This is a genomic window from Kordia sp. (genome assembly GCF_050633145.1).
Classification (GTDB): domain Bacteria; phylum Bacteroidota; class Bacteroidia; order Flavobacteriales; family Flavobacteriaceae; genus Kordia.
The window spans coordinates 77025-93908 of sequence record NZ_JBOEFY010000037.1; the positions used below are offsets into that span (position 1 = coordinate 77025).

Below are 16884 nucleotides of genomic sequence, written 5' to 3' on the forward strand. Positions count from 1 at the left end.
TTTCTTGAAGTGAATTAGATAAAAAGCGCATTTTTACAGTGCTTTTATTCCTCTTCGTTATCGTTTAGCCTACGTTCTAGTTCTGCTTGAAATTCTTCCATTACAGGTTTTACTGTACTTTCGGGAAGGTCAGCAATACGTATATACATTAAACCATCGACAGCATTATTGAATAGTGGATCTACATTGAACGCAATTACTTTTGCATTCTGTTTTACGTACTTTTTTATAAGTACAGGCATACGCAAACTTCCTGGTTCTATTTCGTCAATGATTCTGTCAAATTTGATTAAATCAGCTTTAGTTTCATCAAAAATAAAGTCTTTGTCAGCATCTTTCAACTTTACTTTAAATTCTTTTTTCGGATGAATGTATTGTGCAATATATGGATCGTAGTAGTGCGATTTCATAAACTCAATCATCAATGATTTAGAAAAGTTTGAAAACTTATTACTGATACTTACACCACCTATTAAATATTTGTGTTCTGGATAACGCAACGTTGTATGCACAATTCCTTTCCATAGCAAGAATAATGGCATTGGTTTTTGCTGATATTCTTTAATGATGAATGCTCTTCCCATTTCTATGGATTGACTCATCATTTTATGCAATTCTGGCTCAAAACGAAATAAGTCTTGTGTATAGAAACCATTGATTCCGTGGTTTGCATAAATTTGGCTTCCTAAGCCCATTCTATACGCACCAGCTAATTTCTTTGCTTCATTATCCCACAAAAACATGTGATGATAGTAATAGTCAAATTTATCTAAATCGATTGCTTTATTTGTTCCTTCACCTATTTCACGAAATGTAATTTCACGAAGTCTTCCCATTTCACGCAACACATTTGGAACTTCATCTGCTTCTACCAAAAATACTTGATAGTTTTTACTCGTAAGTAAATGATGTCTTTTAGATAGGCCTTCAACTTCTTTTTGAATTACTTCCGCAGAAACTGGAGTTATAATTTCTTTTGGCGGTTTTGGAATTTTTAATGATGTTGGCACTTTACTTAACAGATTTTGCTTTTCATACGTGTTGGACAACATGTATGTTTTTTTACGTAGAAACTCTGTGAAGTCTGTTAGGTTATCATATTCATTTTGTGCTTTTACGGAAATTGGCTTTCCTATTCGCACTTTAATGACTCTGTTTTTTTGTGTTAATAATTCAGATGGCAATTTTGCGGTTCTGAATGTGTCGCTAATTCTAGCTAGTCTGTAAAAAAAGCGGCTATTTTTTGCGTGAAAGTAAATTGGTACTACAGGAACTTTGGCCTTTTGCACCAATTTCATGGCAGCTTCTTCCCAAGGTTTATCTACAATCAGTTTTCCATCTTTATAGGTTGAAACTTCTCCTGCTGGAAAAATACCTAATGGTTTCCCTTCACGTAAATGCATGATGGATTGTTTGAAACCTGCCAAACTTGATTTTGCTCCTTTGTGATCTTCAAAAGGATTCACTGGCATTACATATGGCTTTAATGGATCGACTCTATGCAGTAGAAAATTTGCAATGATTTTATAGTCTGGTCGCTGTTCCACCATAAGTTTTAGCAACAAAATTCCGTCAATTCCACCAAGCGGATGATTGGAAATTGTTACATACGCACCATCTTTAGGAAGACGCTTTAAATCTTCCTCAGGAATTTCAAATTTAATCTTATACTCATCCAACAATGCATTTAGAAATTCTAAATCATCAAGATGTTTATGTTTGTCATAAATTTTGTTCACATCAGATATACGCAATACCTTCATCAAAACCCAACTTACGAAGGTTCCGATAAAGCCATATTTATCTAATTTGACAGCTTTTGCAACTTCTTTAGCAGTTACCAATCCCATATATCCATTTTAAGGCGAATTACAAATATAGCAAAACAACCTTAATATATTTTATTTATTTTACAACTAGTTGAATCGTTTGTTCTGCGCGTTGTTCTAATAAAATTTCTTTGTCTTTTTGTAATCCTTCAATTGCTGATTCTGTAAAGTGTCGGATGGTATATAGTGATACGTTTTCGTAATGTGTTACCTTAAATTTTGAACGTAGTGTTTTGAGTAATTTTTCCAAATTATTGAACTTATTATCCACACAAACTGAAAAACTAATCGCCGAATTTTGAATAACATCTACTTTCATTTTACAATCGTGTAATAATTTGAAAATTTCACTAATGTTATTTTCTACAATAAATGAAAAGTCTAACGAAGAAAGCGAAATCAAAACTTGGTTCTTTTTCACAATAAAACATGGAATATTTGGGGTAATTCCAACTCCTTTTGCAACGGCAGTTCCATCATTTTTTGGATTTAAAAACGATTTAACATACAACGGAATTTCTTTTCGCTGTAATGGTTGTAATGTTTTTGGGTGAATAACTGATGCTCCATAAAATGCCAACTCAATTGCTTCACGGTACGATATATTGTGTAATAATTGTGCATTTTCAAAATAACGCGGATCAGCATTTAGCACACCAGGCACATCTTTCCAAATGGTCACATCTTCCGCATTTAAACAATACGCAAAAATCGCAGCTGTATAATCAGAACCTTCTCTTCCCAATGTAGTTGTGAAGTTGTTTGGATCACTTCCAATAAAACCCTGAGTAATATTGAGTTTTTTTCTATTTACTTTTTGTTTGATGTTTTCCTGAGTCAATTCCCAATCAACTTTTGCATCACGATAACTTGTGTCCGTTTTGATCATTTCACGTACGTCCAACCATGTGCTTTCAATAGAAACACTGTTTAAGTACGCACTTACTATTGTTGTAGAAATCAATTCACCAAAGGAAACCAACTGATCGTATACATAGTTATAATCAGGCGATTTGTTTCGACCTAAAAAACCTTGCATTTCTACAAAAAACTGCTTGACTTTTCCGAAAATAGGATGACTTTCATTTGGAAACAGCTCCAACAGAATTTCATTATGATATTTGGCAATTTCTTGAATAGATGCCTGCAACTCTTTATTTTCTTCAAAATAATTTTTGATCACAACCTCTATAGCATTGGTTGTTTTTCCCATTGCAGAAATCACAATTAACGTATTATCATAACCAACTTCTTGCAATACATTGACAAGATTTTTGACTCCGTTAGCATCTTTTACAGACGCACCACCAAATTTGAATATTTTCATAACAAAATTTTATTTTGTTGTTCCCGCGAAGGCGGGAATCAGTTTTCTTTTTTTAGATCAATTTGTTTTTATAATACTTCTCGATACTATTTTCTGTCTATCTCGACTGCGCTCGATATGGCAGAAAAACACTCGAAGTAACGATTATGCTTCATTGTAAATCTCAAAATCTCTGATCGAGTGGCGAATTTATGATTCGTTGTATCGAAATCTGCTTGAAATTTATAATAGTGATTTTAAAGAAACAGATTGCCTTGTCGTATACTCCTCGCAATGACGTTTCCAAAATCTCACTACTCAATACTTATATCTAACATCTAATTTTATTTCCAAGCACTTCTCGACTGCGCTCGAAGTGACATTTAAAATTCAGCATTCAACATTTATAATTTCTTATCGTTTCGCTAAATAATTCTCAATTCCTTTTTCATCTAATTGCACTACATGCCAATCGCGCATAACATTTGCACCAATATGCTCGTAAAATTCGATTGCTGGCGTATTCCAATCTATCACTTCCCAACCAATTCGTTTCACGCCTAAATCGTTTCCAAACTTAATCACTTCCGTTAATAATGCTCCACCAATTCCTTTGCCGCGTGCTTTTTCACTCACAATTAAATCTTCTAAGTGCAATACTTCACCTTTCCATGTAGAGTAACGCATATATACCAACGCAATTCCCAATACTTCTTCTGTTGATTCTGCTATAAAACAATCAAATTTTGGAACTGCTCCAAAACCATCTTCACGCAAACTTTCTGGTGTAATAATTACCGCTTCTGGCTCATTTTCAAAAATTGCCAACTCGTTAATTAATCGAAAAATGGAATCGACATCATTTGCAACAGCTTTTCGAATTGTATAGTCCATAGATTTTTAAATATTTACACAAAGGTAACAAGGCTTAAATTATAATTTTAACGAAAACGTTATAGTTTTACAAAATTATCGATATTTGTGATCTCAGAAACAAAGTAGACAAAATGGCTAAAAAAAATCAAACTTTAGGAGAGTTTATTATTGAAAACCAAACAGAATTTAAATATTCTTCAGGAGAACTTTCAAGATTAATCAATTCTATTAGACTTGCTGCAAAAGTTGTAAACCACGAAGTAAATAAAGCTGGATTGGTAGATATTATTGGTGCAGCTGGCGAAACTAACATTCAAGGTGAAGATCAGCAAAAGCTAGATGTATATGCGAACGATAAATTTATCCAAACGCTAACAAATAGAAATATTGTTTGCGGAATTGGCTCTGAAGAGAACGATGATTTTATTGCTATTAATAGTTCAGATGATAAAAATCAGAATAAGTATGTAGTATTAATGGATCCTTTAGACGGTTCATCTAACATTGATGTAAATGTTTCTGTAGGAACAATTTTTTCTGTGTATAGAAGAATTACACCTGTTGGAACGCCTGTAACTATTGAGGATTTCTTGCAAAAAGGAGACGCACAAGTTGCAGCTGGCTATGTTATTTACGGAACTTCTACGATGTTAGTTTATACAACCGGACATGGTGTAAATGGTTTCACTTTAAATCCTGCAATTGGAACGTTCTACTTATCGCATCCAAATATGAAATTTCCGGAAACAGGAAATATTTATTCTATCAACGAAGGAAACTATGCGCATTTCCCGCAAGGTGTCAAAGAATATATTAAGTATTGCCAAGAAGAAAAAGAAGACAGACCTTATACTTCGCGTTATATTGGTTCATTGGTTTCTGATTTCCATAGAAATTTAATTAAAGGCGGAATTTACATTTACCCACAAACTTCCAAAGCACCTAAGGGTAAATTGCGTTTGTTATACGAATGCAATCCAATGGCATACTTAGCCGAACAAGCAAATGGGTTGGCTACAGATGGTTTTCAACGCATTATGGATATTAAGCCAACAGAGCTACATCAACGTGTTCCAATTTTCTGCGGAAGCCGTAAAATGGTAGAAAAAGCAAAGGAGTTTATGAAGAACTCGTAGGAAAGGTATTCACTTTCCCAAAATTTGTTACTTTTGTGTAAACCCTAGTACAATAAAATACTTCTAAATGGCAACAAAAGGTAAAAATACCAATGATGCTGATCAAGCAAATCCAAATATCGCTGATCCATCTACTAAGATTGAAGCAATAAAGAACTTAATTTTTGGAGAAAATATTCAGGAGTATAATTCTGAATTCGACAATATTAAAAATGATATTCTTGCCAAAAAGCAAGCACTTGAAAACCTGATTGAAGAAGTTCGTTCAGAATTGATTCAAAATATTGACAATCTGAGTACTGATTTAAATATTCGCATTACGGAATTGGAATCCAACATGGAAAATAAGTTGGACGATTTGGACGAGAAAAAAGTAGATCGCAGACAATTAGGTCAATTACTTATCAATCTTGGTGAAAAGATAGGGAAAGAGTAAAACTCAACATACCTCTCATCTGTATTTATGACGGAAGCTGATAAATTAGCGTTATTGAAAGATTTATTACTCACGGATGATCGTGCGTATGCTGAATCGATACACACTAAAATTAAAGCGCTTGAAGAAATTATTAATCAGCAAAAAAAGCTTTCGAATAAGGTTGATCCTATCATTGATGAAAAATTAGAGGAATTCATTGAAGAAATTCCCGCAACATTAGGTCCAACAATTACAGAAGCACTAGCTGAGCAAATTAAAAATTCTAAAGATCAAGTAGTAGAAGCATTGTACCCAATTATGGGGAAAATGATAAAAAAGTATATTTCACAAGAAATTAGCTTACTTTCCGAACGTATCAACCAACAATTGGAAGATAGTTTCTCTACCAAAAGTTGGAAACGAAAGTTTAAATCTTGGTTTGGCGGTGTTAAAGAAGAAGAATTATTACTAAGCGAATTAACAGCAATTTCGAAAGTAGAGCAAGTTTTAGTTATTGAAAAAAATTCAGGGATGCTTATTGGTCAATATGCTAAAACAGAAACAATTGATAAAGATATGGTCTCTGGAATGCTTACTGCTATTAAAAGCTTTGTGGAAGATGCATTTAACGAGCAAAGTCAAAATTTAGAGCTTATTGAGTACGAATTGTATCACATTCATATTCAGAGCTTTGTATCTTTTTACGTTGCAGTTGCTATTTCTGGCGAATATAATCTTATATTTAAGAACAAATTACAAGATATAATCTTTAATTTTACAGATAACTTTTTAAATTTATTTAATAATTTAAATGAAATTAAAGAAGAAGATATTACTAACGAATTAGAATTCTACTTTAGTACGAATGAAGAAAGCCTCTAAAAAAATTATTCTGCTTGGCCACTTTGGTGTCGGAAAATCTTCGTTGATTCGACAATTTGTGGAGAATACTTTTACAAGCGACTATAAAGTTACCATTGGAGTTCACATCTTAAAAAAAGAAGTTGAAATCTCGCCAGACGAAACCATTTCTCTTATTATTTGGGATTTGGAAGGATATGACGATATTAAAAAAACAAGAGCTTCGTATTTACTTGGAACTCATGGTTTTATTTATGTGTTTGATGTAACGCGTCCTGCAACTTTTGAAAATTTAAAAGACGATATTACCTATCTAACAAACCAATATGCAAATACGCCACTAAAAGTTGTTGGAAACAAAGTCGATTTGGTAACTAAAACTTATTTAAAAGAAAATAAAGACATGTTTGGTGTAACGCCTGACTTTTTAACAAGTGCAAAAACAGGTGATAAAGTTGACGATATGTTCATTGCACTGGCTAAAGAACTTGCTAAATAATTATGATGTTAGAAACCTACAGAGGAAAGTATTTTCATCCAAGAACACAGTTTATAACTATTGACAATTTAGGAAATGTTTTAGAAAGCGATGATGTACTCTTCTCGCTTAAAAAAGGAGATGAAATTGGTTCTGTTAGTGCATTTTTTGAAGGACTTTCCGCCTATTTTGAGGTCAATGAAGACAATGATATTAAATTCACCTGTGTTCATTTAGAAAATAAAGACAAAAAAGAATATACCTGCGACATAGAGTTTAAAACTTTTGCTGGCGATCAGCCAACGTTGATAATTATCCACGATTTTTCCGATCATTACGAATATTATCAAGAAGTAGCACAGAGCAGAAATGAATCGGTAATCAATTCGCAAATTTTAGAACTCCAAAATAAATATCTTAAAGAAAAAGAAGACTTTAAAAATACGTTCATTGCCAACTTTAGTCACGAACTGCGTAATCCACTAACTGGTATTACCGCATTTTGTTCTGTATTGCAGAAGACTGATATGACACTAGAACAGCAAGATTATGTAGAAGTTATTCAGGCTTCTGGAGATCATTTACGAAACATGATTGGTGACATATTGGAAGTTTCCAAAATTGAAGTTGGGAAACTCTCTCTGAATGAAGAATTATTCGATTTTCATGAACTTATTGAAATGTTGGAGTTTACATATAGCGTAAAAGCCAAGCAGAAAAACATTGAGTTTAAAGTTGATTTTGATGAGAAAATTCCAAAATACATTGAAGGTGACAAAACACGCTTTAAACAAGTTTTCGAAAATTTAATTGGGAACGCTCTTAAATTTACTTCATCAGGAAAAGTCACATTTTCTATTAAAGAAAACCAACGAAGAGCGCGAAAAGCAAACATAAACATTAGTGTACAAGATACAGGAATTGGAATTCCGTCTGAAAAAATAGACGAGGTTTTTAAAAGCTTCACCCAGCTCAACAATTCAAAAAAATATGCAGGTACAGGACTTGGCTTATCTATTGTAAAAGGATTGGTAGAGTTGATGGATGGAAAAATTACTGTAGAAAGTAAAGAAAATGTTGGTTCTACCTTTAAAATAAACATCAATTTAAAATACCCGATAAACCAAGAAAATAATTCTTTGGATAAGAAATCAGGTGTTGATGGGAAAAGTTCTTTATCAAAAGAAAAATACAACGTTCTACTTGCCGAAGATTCAGAATTGATACAAATGTCTGTACTGAAAATACTAGCGCAAGAAGGAAAATTCTTTTTGGATATTATTACCAATGGAGAAGATGCTATTGAAAGCATAATTCACAATGAATACGATTTAATTTTGATGGACATTCGCATGCCAGGAACACATGGAGACGAATTGACAAAGATGATTCGCTCATTGCCTGTACAAAACTGCAAAACGATTCCAATTTTAGCATTGACTGCCAATTTATACGACACCGATAAAAAACGGTATAAGAAAATGGGCATGACAGATATTATTGAAAAGCCATTTGATGAAAAAACGTTGCTAAAAAAGATTTATAAGCACTTGAAGTAATGGACTAGATTCATACCTTCGCAGAAATGACAAAATATATAGCATAAAAAAAACCGAGCAAGTTGCTCGGTTTTTTACTTTATATATCGTTCGTTAATTAACGATTCATATTTTTAATTTCATCTTTAAAATCGTCTGAATCAACACCTTTGCTTACTAGCATTAACGCTTTGTGTACTACATACGCAACGTTTTCTGGCGAAAATCCTAAACCAATTCCCAAACGCTCTAAAATCACAGTTTGCTTTGGTCCTAACTCATGGTCAGCATACACCATTCTCGACAAATCGTATAAACGATCTAAACGTTCGTTATACATAGTTGGCGGATTGATTGGATGCGATTTGAAATCTTTTAGCATCTCTTTATAATCAACATCTGAGATGTCTAAATTCCTTGCCATTCTATCTAAAAAAGCTTTTTCCTCATCTGTAATAATACCATCACTCATTGCCACACGAATGATCGCTGCAAAATGATCTTGATTTCTTTTACGAAATCCACTTGAATATAAATCTGATATAGACATTTCTTAATTTTTAGTGCTGCAAATATAATTATTCTATCGTCTTTTTTAGTGCTTGTTTTAGAATTTTTAATACAAAAATAAACTTCCTAAGTTATTAATGCTGCGCTCATTGGAAACAACAGTTATAACAATTTTTTTCGATGAAAAAAATTTCAGGATTATTTGTTTAGCCTTTGTAACATTTCAACAAGATTAAAAAGCTCCCAAAAATCATTTCCTCTACGTGTTATAAAGACAATTCTATTATCTTCTTTATCAAAAATCAACAATTCACGCTGGCGATTTATTCTAAATTTTTTTCGCTTATTAGGTGGTAAAAACCCTAATTCATAATGCTTTTTAGGTTGCCAATCTTTAATATTATTAAATGCTACTGAGTTCACTTGTTCTCCATCATAACCCACAATCATTTTAGTCCCTATAGCTGTCCAGTTTTTTTTCCTATCGGTAAATAACAATATTATTTTCCCTGTTTCTTTACGATTAATCTGGCTTGCATACTTAGTTCTCGTTTTCTTATCCAAATTTTCAAAAAGAAACACGCGTCTGTTTGGCAAATTATTCAGAGATGCTCTCCTTTTAATTCTATTCTCTATGAATTCTACTGATTTTTGCACAAATAGTTCTTTCAATTCTTTCTCAAAAATACGAACATTCCATAAAATTTCAGTTTGATTTTCTATGGTTTCTAATGAGTTCAGTATATTTGCGTCTAAATTTTTATCACCGTGAGTATATCCAAAATCTCGCAGCATTTTTCACAGTCTCCCGAACTTGGGAAATTGAGGCAAGCTATTGCCAAAAATCAAGAAAAAATACATGTAAAAGGCGTTACGGGCTCAAGTTTATCGTTTATCATTTCGGAAACGTACAAGCAAAGTGAAATGCCGTTTATCTTTATTTTAGATGACAAAGAAGAAGCTGCTTATTATTTGAACGATTTGGAGCATTTGCTCAACGATAAAGATGTACTTTTTTATCCTGGAAGTTATCGCAGACCGTATCAAATTGAAGAAACAGACAATGCAAATGTGTTGCTTCGTGCAGAAGTGTTAAACCGAATTAATTCGCGCAGAAAACCTTCGTTAATTGTTACCTATCCAGATGCACTGTTTGAAAAAGTAGTTACGCGAAAAGAGTTAGAAAAGAACACGCTCAAAATTTCACTGAACGATAAATTATCTATCGATTTTGTAAATGAAACCTTGTTTGAATACAACTTTAATCGGGTAGATTTTGTCACAGAACCTGGTGAATTTTCAGTTCGTGGAGGAATTGTCGATGTCTATTCGTTCTCGAATGATGAACCGTATCGAATTGAGTTTTTTGGTGATGAAGTGGACAGTTTACGTACGTTTGATGTGGAAACGCAACTTTCTACCGAAAAGGTAAAAAAGATTAGCATCATTCCGAATGTAGAAAATAAAGCCTTGCAAGAATCTCGCGAAAGCTTTTTAAAATATATTCCAGGAAAAACCATTGTGTTTGCTAAAAATACAGAGTTGTTATTTGGTCGAATTGATAAGTTATTTGGCAAAGCAAATACCGCTTTTGCGGAACTATCCGAAGATATTAAACACAATACTCCAGAAGAATTATTCTGTACAAAAGAACTTTTACAACGTCAGTTTTTGGAGTATACTATTGTAGAGTTGACTACGAATCCGTTGTTAAAAGCAGATACATTCATCAATTTTAATATCACGCCACAACCTTCTTTCAATCGTCAATTTGATTTACTGATTGAGAATTTAGATGTAAATCACGATAAAGGTTATATCAACTATATTACGTGTACAAGTGAACAGCAAGCGAAACGTTTTGATGATATTTTTAAAGATGTAGAACAAAAAGTGTTTTACGAAACCATAGTGCTTCCACTCTATCAAGGCTTTGTTGACCATCAACAGAAGATTATTTGCTATACGGATCATCAAATTTTTGAACGTTATCACAAGTTTCATTTAAAGAACGGTTACGCCAAAAAACAAGCAATTACACTAAAAGAATTGACCAATTTGGAAGTGGGCGATTATGTAACACATATCGATCACGGAATTGGAAAGTTTGGCGGCTTGCAAAAAATTGATGTTGAAGGAAAGAAGCAAGAAGCCATCAAGTTGATTTATGGCGAACGCGATATTTTATATTTGAGCATTCACTCATTACATAAAATTTCCAAATTCAATGGAAAAGACGGAAAAACACCAAAAATATATAAATTAGGTTCTGGCGCTTGGAAAAAACTCAAGCAAAAAACCAAAGCACGTGTAAAGCATATTGCTTATAATTTGATTGAATTGTACGCAAAGCGACGCATGCAAAAAGGAATTCAGTACGGACCAGATACGTACATGCAACACGAGTTGGAAGCTTCGTTTATTTATGAAGATACGCCCGATCAATCGAAAGCCACACGAGAAGTAAAAGAAGACATGGAAAGCGAACGTCCAATGGACAGATTGGTTTGTGGTGATGTTGGTTTTGGAAAAACGGAAGTTGCCATTCGTGCCGCTTTTAAAGCCGTAGATAACGGAAAACAAGTTGCTATATTAGTTCCGACAACTATTTTGGCGTTTCAGCATTTTAAAACTTTTAGTGAACGTTTAGCAGACATGCCAATTACCGTTGATTATTTGAATCGTTTCCGATCAACAAAACAACGAAATACTGTACTTTCTGGACTTGAAAAAGGAAGCGTTGATATTGTAATTGGAACACATCAATTAGTCAATAAAGCCGTGAAATTTAAAGATCTTGGCTTACTCATTGTCGATGAAGAACAAAAGTTTGGAGTTGCCGTAAAAGACAAATTGAAAACGATTAAAGAGAATGTAGATACACTTACGCTAACTGCAACTCCAATTCCGAGAACCTTACAATTTAGTTTGATGGCTGCGCGTGATTTATCTGTGATTACCACACCACCGCCAAATCGTTATCCAATTGAAACACATGTAATTCGTTTTCAAGAAGAGATTATTCGTGATGCGGTGAGTTATGAAATTCAACGTGGTGGACAAATATTTTTTATTCACAACAGGATCGAAAATATTAAAGAAGTTGCTGGCATGATTCAGCGCTTGGTTCCAGATGCCAAAATTGGAATTGGGCACGGACAAATGGAAGGAAAGAAACTCGAAAAACTCATGCTTGCTTTTATGAACGGTGAGTTTGACGTATTGGTTTCTACTACAATTATTGAAAGTGGTTTGGATGTACCGAATGCAAATACAATTTTTATCAATAATGCCAATAATTTTGGATTGAGTGATTTGCACCAGATGCGTGGTCGTGTTGGTCGAAGCAACAAGAAAGCATTCTGTTATTTCATTACGCCACCAGATTCTGTGATGACACAAGATGCGCGCAAACGGATCAATGCATTGGTAGAATTTTCTGCTTTAGGAAGCGGTTTAAACATTGCGATGAAAGATTTAGAAATTCGCGGTGCAGGAGATTTGTTAGGTGGAGAACAAAGTGGATTTATCAACGAAATTGGATTTGACACCTATCAAAAAATCTTGAACGAAACCATAGAAGAACTCAAGGAAAACGAGTTTAAAGAATTGTATGATGCGCAACAAAGCAAGAAAGAAAAAGTGTTCTTGAAGGAAACTCAAATTGATTCAGATTTTGAATTGCTGTTTCCTGATGCATATATAAATACAGTTTCCGAACGTTTGATATTGTACAATAAATTGAGTGAACTGAAAACAGAAGAAGAATTACAAACCTATGAAAAAGAGTTAATTGACAGATTTGGACCATTACCTAAACCTGCTGTTGCATTGTTAGATTCGGTTCGCATCAAGTGGATTGCAACGAAGTTTGGCTTGGAAAAAATCATTATGAAAAAAGGCAAGATGGTTGGGTATTTCATTGCCGATCAACAGTCTGAATTTTATCAAAGTACTGCTTTTACAAGCATTTTACAGTTTGTTCAACACAATTCATCGATTTGTAAGATGAAAGAAAAGCAAACTCGAAACGGTTTGCGTTTATTGCTTACTTTTGAACAAATTACCTCTGCAAAGAAAGCATTAAATGCCTTAGAAAAAATAGCGTGATTTGTTTTGGCTTAATTATTGAATTCATATCTATAATTAATGATTAAAATTTAAATGAATTCTTCAAGAGAACTAAAAAAAGAATATTATGATTAAAAAATTACTTTGTATCCTCTTCTTGATTCCAATGTGCATGCAGGCACAAAAAGTCATATCAGGTACATTTTCTCCCGCTGAAAAGTTTGAGTGGTTTATCATTTATAAATTAAAAACAACACATCAAGCATATGTAGATAATGGAAAAATTGTAGATGGGAAATTGAGTTATACTTTTAAGCCTTCTACAGAAAAAGGTATGTATCGTTTGGTATACGGATTGCCACAAGAATCAGAAAATTTCGATTTTATTTATAATGGCGAAGAAGATATTGAGTTTACTTTTAATGAAGAAAAGCTGGATTTTACACTTTCCAAAGAAAATAAATTACATACTTCATATTTTAAAAACATCAATGAGGCAAAACGAATGATTAATGCATTCTACCAAAGCGGAAGTACTGATGAAACAACTTTTTTAGAAGTTTTTAATTCGATTGATACACTTCAAAAAACATTCGAAACAGAAGCCGAAGGAACTACTGCGTATGAGTTTATTAAGGCAAGTCGCACGTACATGCCAACTGCATATGAGAAGCCGCAAGTGATGGTAGCTAATATTAAAAAACATTATTTTGATGCTATTGATTTTTCAAATCCGATATTGCAAAACTCTGATTTTATAGCAGATAAGATGTCAAATTATGTGTTTACAGCATTGCCATTAAAAGAATTTACCGCAGAAGAATTGACTAATGAATACAAAAAGAATATCGCTACGATTTCTAAAAAAATACAATCGCTTCCTGTAGAATATCAAAAAACATTATTCAACATATTGTGGGAACAAATGGTTGTGGTAGAAAATCAAGACATTGCCATTCATATTGGAGACGACTATTTAGCACCATTAGCAAAACAATTGAATGATAAGATATTAATTGATAAACTTGATGTATATAAACGTTTAGTTTTTGGAGCTGTTGCACCTGATTTTTCTTGGGTAAAAGACAACAAAACACACAAACTAAGTGAATTGGATACTGCCGAAAATTACATTATTGTATTCTGGAGTAGCACCTGTTCACACTGTTTAAAAGAAATGCCAAAGCTTAAGACCTTTGTCAACTCTCAAGAAAAAGGCAAGTTTAAAGTCATTGCAATTGGTTTGGAAGATGAGCGTGCAAGTTGGGCAGATGAGAGTTCATTTTATCCAGATTTCATTCATGTTTTAGGATTGGAAAAGTGGGACAATGAAATTGGGAACTTGTATGATGTAAGTTCTACACCAACCTTTTTTGTATTGAACAAAGACAAACGCATTATTGGAAAACCGTATGGTGTAAAGGAATTGATTGAATTTTACACGAAGAAGTAATTCTAAAGCCATTATATAAAAAAACAGAAAAGCGATATTACTTTTCTGTTTTTCAGGTTGTTTTTTCTTATGTTTTAACTTCAATTTATCCTGAAACTTATTAAGAATCTGAATTTGTACAACCGTTTTCTAAATCTGTTCTTCCATGGAATATTGTTCCGCCTTTTATAAAATCAGTTTGCTCTAATTTTGCAATTTGTAACTTATTCAAGCTAAATGTTTTCTTTTTTTGTGTTTTCATAATAGTATATTTTAACGTTATTTCTTTAAATATATGGATTTCTTAGCATAAAAAAGAAGGTGATTCTACCATTATGGAATTCTTAACGTGTAGATTTGAATTCTCTAAAGTTCGAGAACAAAAAAAACAGAAAAGCGACATTACTTTTCTGTTTTCTAGGTTATTTCTTATGATTAATCATTTATGGACATACAGGTCCTGTTTGGAACCCACCTCCATTCTCCGGATTACAAGGATTTTTAGGACTTGTTATTTTATAGGTATCTGTTGTTTCTGGGTCACAAGTCACAGGGCAAGTGTGTTCGTGTGTAGGACATGTGTCTGAAGGGTTTGGACCTGTAGGCACACATGGGAAACTAGCTGTTCCTCCTTTTAATGTGTATGCACGCAAATTAGCTACGACATACTTTCTTAACCTTAGGGGTTTTTTCTTTTCTCTCATTTTAATAATTTTTAAATTTGAATGTGATCAAAACTAAGGAATCATCATCAATATTACTTGAAAATCAGTTGTTTGAAAACGACAATTCCGTGAATTATTGTTTTTTCTCTGAATTCTCTCTTACTTTTTTAATAAAATACGAAGGTTTTAACCCAGTTTTCTTTTGGAAAGCTCTCGAAAATCCTTCTGGGTTTGAAAAACCTATTTCTTCAGCAATAGCGCGAATTGTATATTTTTGATACTTAGTATCTGTTTGCACATGATTTACTAAATAATCAATTCGTAAATCGTTGATGTAGGTAGTAAAGTTTTTTCCTTTGTATGTATTTACGATTTTAGACAAATATTTAGAATTTGTATTCACAATTTTTGCCACATCTTTAAGTGAGATTTGATTGGTAAGATACGCTTCTCCTCTTTCAAATGCCTCTAATGATTGTAACACTTCATCTACAATATTTGGATCTATTCCTAAAGAAACAGCTTGTACAGTTGCATTTTTCACTATAATTTCTTCTTCTACAATAGCATTTGATTGTGACATGATTTCATTGTATCGCTTTTCATATTTCTTTTTCAAAAGGTAATTGTATATAAATCCACCTAACATTAACACACAGAATAAAACACTTATTATTATAATCCATTTATTTTTTTGAGAAATTTCTTCATTGTTTTCCTTTAAAATTTTGATGGTTTCATCCCTTTCTTCCATCAATTGAGGAATATCATAATCATTTTTGATATTATCATATAAGAATTTATAATTTGCATGAATTATACTATCTATACGAATAAGTCTATTTGTATAGTGTAATTGCAATTTCAAATCCTTTTTTTGTTTGGCATCTTTTATCAGGTAAAAATAAGAGTCACGTAAAGGAATAAACAATCTTTTTTTTGCATCAAAAGAGGTATCTATTTTTTTAAAAAGTCGTAAAGCTTTTTCTTTTTTATTGGTAGCATAATAACTTTTTGCCAAATAATAGTCTGCAGTTAATTGATTTAATTTATCTAAATGTATACGTCCTTTTTCTAGGCTATCAATAGCAGCTTTGTAAGCACCTTTCTTTGTAAGGTTAATTCCTTCGTGCACTACAAAATTGAAATAGAAATCGGGTTTATTGTTTTTTCGTGCAAAAAGGATACCCTTTTTATTAATTTCAGAACATTCTTCAACCTTATCCATTTCAAAATTTACTGCAGATAAGAGTAGTAATATGTTGACATACTTATTGGAATCTAATGTTTTTTCTGCTTTTTCATACTGTAAACATTCTGTAAATAACACTAAAGCTTCCTCATATTTTCCAATAACTCTCTTCAAAAAAGCAATGTTATATTTTACATAGTTTTGGTAATTTGTATTCCCATTCTTTTTCGCTTCGGAAAGCGCTAAAAAATAATTTTCCAACGCTTCTTCATATTTAGCATCGTTATCTAATACAGCTCCTTTTAGGAAGTAAGCTTTCATTGGAAAAGCAGCATCTTCTTTTAGGTTTTTTGTATATAGAATACTTTTATCCAAATCCTCTAATTTCTGGGCAATATTGGTTTCTTTTAGAGCTAATAAATAATACACATGACCTATAAAACGCTCATTATCGCTTTGCTTTGCTTTCTCTAAATAATTACTGGCTAGATCTTTTGCCTTTTCAATACTGATGCTTGTATTAAGGAGTTGTGTTCTAAGGTTATTAAACTCCTTTAGTAAATCTTCTTCTT

15 protein-coding genes are annotated in these 16884 nt (G+C 32.7%); 7 read left to right on the plus strand and 8 right to left on the minus strand.

Annotation, left to right across the window (positions count from 1 at the left end; all coding sequences use genetic code 11):
* Positions 1–44: 44 nt before the first annotated feature.
* From ACRBBL_RS17585 to ACRBBL_RS17595, 3 genes are all read right to left on the minus strand, one after another.
* The gene (locus tag ACRBBL_RS17585; protein WP_431370385.1) at positions 45–1850 is read right to left on the minus strand and encodes a GNAT family N-acyltransferase; all 1806 of its coding nucleotides are present in this window, start codon (positions 1848–1850) and stop codon (positions 45–47) included.
* Between the two features lie 55 nt (positions 1851–1905).
* Positions 1906–3156, minus strand: coding sequence for an aspartate kinase (locus ACRBBL_RS17590; protein ID WP_431370386.1), 1251 nt, complete (start codon positions 3154–3156; stop codon positions 1906–1908).
* Positions 3157–3549: 393 nt separating this feature from the next.
* Complete coding sequence (locus tag ACRBBL_RS17595) at positions 3550–4029, minus strand: N-acetyltransferase family protein (protein ID WP_431370387.1); 480 nt, start codon at positions 4027–4029, stop codon at positions 3550–3552.
* A gap of 113 nt (positions 4030–4142) precedes the next feature.
* Between ACRBBL_RS17595 and fbp the strand changes: the two genes are divergently transcribed.
* The 5 genes from fbp (at position 4143) to ACRBBL_RS17620 (ending at position 8463) form a co-directional block, all read left to right on the plus strand.
* Positions 4143–5147 carry a class 1 fructose-bisphosphatase gene (gene fbp, locus ACRBBL_RS17600; RefSeq protein ID WP_431370388.1) on the plus strand — a complete coding sequence of 335 codons (1005 nt, stop codon included), beginning with the start codon at positions 4143–4145 and terminating at the stop codon, positions 5145–5147.
* Positions 5148–5214: 67 nt separating this feature from the next.
* Positions 5215–5583 (plus strand): fructose 1,6-bisphosphatase, encoded by a 369-nt coding sequence (locus ACRBBL_RS17605; protein ID WP_431370389.1) that lies wholly within the window; start codon positions 5215–5217, stop codon positions 5581–5583.
* Positions 5584–5610: 27 nt separating this feature from the next.
* Entirely contained in the window at positions 5611–6447 is an 837-nt protein-coding gene (locus tag ACRBBL_RS17610) for a cell envelope biogenesis protein OmpA (RefSeq protein WP_431370390.1), read from the plus strand.
* Positions 6431–6925: a Rab family GTPase gene (locus ACRBBL_RS17615; protein ID WP_431370391.1), complete on the plus strand. Its 495-nt coding sequence runs from the start codon at positions 6431–6433 to the stop codon at positions 6923–6925. The genes ACRBBL_RS17610 and ACRBBL_RS17615 overlap by 17 nt, the downstream gene beginning before the upstream one ends.
* 2 nt (positions 6926–6927) lie before the next feature.
* Positions 6928–8463 (plus strand): ATP-binding response regulator, encoded by a 1536-nt coding sequence (locus tag ACRBBL_RS17620; protein ID WP_431370392.1) that lies wholly within the window; start codon positions 6928–6930, stop codon positions 8461–8463.
* A gap of 97 nt (positions 8464–8560) precedes the next feature.
* On the opposite strand, the gene ACRBBL_RS17625 is transcribed toward ACRBBL_RS17620, so the two are convergent.
* Both ACRBBL_RS17625 and ACRBBL_RS17630 read right to left on the minus strand, forming a co-directional pair.
* Positions 8561–8992 carry a TerB family tellurite resistance protein gene (locus tag ACRBBL_RS17625; protein ID WP_431370393.1) on the minus strand — a complete coding sequence of 144 codons (432 nt, stop codon included), beginning with the start codon at positions 8990–8992 and terminating at the stop codon, positions 8561–8563.
* Positions 8993–9150: 158 nt separating this feature from the next.
* Positions 9151–9747 carry a hypothetical protein gene (locus tag ACRBBL_RS17630; protein WP_431370394.1) on the minus strand — a complete coding sequence of 199 codons (597 nt, stop codon included), beginning with the start codon at positions 9745–9747 and terminating at the stop codon, positions 9151–9153.
* Between ACRBBL_RS17630 and mfd the strand changes: the two genes are divergently transcribed.
* Together mfd and ACRBBL_RS17640 are read left to right on the plus strand one after the other, a co-directional pair.
* Positions 9721–13062 carry a transcription-repair coupling factor gene (gene mfd, locus ACRBBL_RS17635; protein WP_431370395.1) on the plus strand — a complete coding sequence of 1114 codons (3342 nt, stop codon included), beginning with the start codon at positions 9721–9723 and terminating at the stop codon, positions 13060–13062. The genes ACRBBL_RS17630 and mfd overlap by 27 nt on opposite strands.
* A gap of 88 nt (positions 13063–13150) precedes the next feature.
* Complete coding sequence (locus ACRBBL_RS17640; protein WP_431370396.1) at positions 13151–14476, plus strand: TlpA family protein disulfide reductase; 1326 nt, start codon at positions 13151–13153, stop codon at positions 14474–14476.
* 100 nt (positions 14477–14576) lie between these two features.
* On the opposite strand, the gene ACRBBL_RS17645 is transcribed toward ACRBBL_RS17640, so the two are convergent.
* The 3 genes from ACRBBL_RS17645 to ACRBBL_RS17655 all read right to left on the minus strand — a co-directional run.
* Positions 14577–14717: a hypothetical protein gene (locus ACRBBL_RS17645; RefSeq protein ID WP_431370397.1), complete on the minus strand. Its 141-nt coding sequence runs from the start codon at positions 14715–14717 to the stop codon at positions 14577–14579.
* Positions 14718–14898: 181 nt separating this feature from the next.
* Positions 14899–15159: a hypothetical protein gene (locus tag ACRBBL_RS17650; protein WP_431370398.1), complete on the minus strand. Its 261-nt coding sequence runs from the start codon at positions 15157–15159 to the stop codon at positions 14899–14901.
* Between the two features lie 94 nt (positions 15160–15253).
* The coding region (locus tag ACRBBL_RS17655) for a helix-turn-helix domain-containing protein (RefSeq protein ID WP_431370399.1) at positions 15254–16884 on the minus strand (1631 nt) is incomplete at its 5' end.

Coding starts and splice junctions, on each gene's coding strand:
- ACRBBL_RS17585 (WP_431370385.1), bottom strand. CDS start 1,850: ATGGGATTGGTAACTGCTAAAGAAGTTGCAAAAGCTGTCAAATTAGAT.
- ACRBBL_RS17590 (WP_431370386.1), bottom strand. CDS start 3,156: ATGAAAATATTCAAATTTGGTGGTGCGTCTGTAAAAGATGCTAACGGA.
- ACRBBL_RS17595 (WP_431370387.1), bottom strand. CDS start 4,029: ATGGACTATACAATTCGAAAAGCTGTTGCAAATGATGTCGATTCCATT.
- fbp (WP_431370388.1), top strand. CDS start 4,143: ATGGCTAAAAAAAATCAAACTTTAGGAGAGTTTATTATTGAAAACCAA.
- ACRBBL_RS17605 (WP_431370389.1), top strand. CDS start 5,215: ATGGCAACAAAAGGTAAAAATACCAATGATGCTGATCAAGCAAATCCA.
- ACRBBL_RS17610 (WP_431370390.1), top strand. CDS start 5,611: ATGACGGAAGCTGATAAATTAGCGTTATTGAAAGATTTATTACTCACG.
- ACRBBL_RS17615 (WP_431370391.1), top strand. CDS start 6,431: ATGAAGAAAGCCTCTAAAAAAATTATTCTGCTTGGCCACTTTGGTGTC.
- ACRBBL_RS17620 (WP_431370392.1), top strand. CDS start 6,928: ATGATGTTAGAAACCTACAGAGGAAAGTATTTTCATCCAAGAACACAG.
- ACRBBL_RS17625 (WP_431370393.1), bottom strand. CDS start 8,992: ATGTCTATATCAGATTTATATTCAAGTGGATTTCGTAAAAGAAATCAA.
- ACRBBL_RS17630 (WP_431370394.1), bottom strand. CDS start 9,747: ATGCTGCGAGATTTTGGATATACTCACGGTGATAAAAATTTAGACGCA.
- ACRBBL_RS17640 (WP_431370396.1), top strand. CDS start 13,151: ATGATTAAAAAATTACTTTGTATCCTCTTCTTGATTCCAATGTGCATG.
- ACRBBL_RS17645 (WP_431370397.1), bottom strand. CDS start 14,717: ATGAAAACACAAAAAAAGAAAACATTTAGCTTGAATAAGTTACAAATT.
- ACRBBL_RS17650 (WP_431370398.1), bottom strand. CDS start 15,159: ATGAGAGAAAAGAAAAAACCCCTAAGGTTAAGAAAGTATGTCGTAGCT.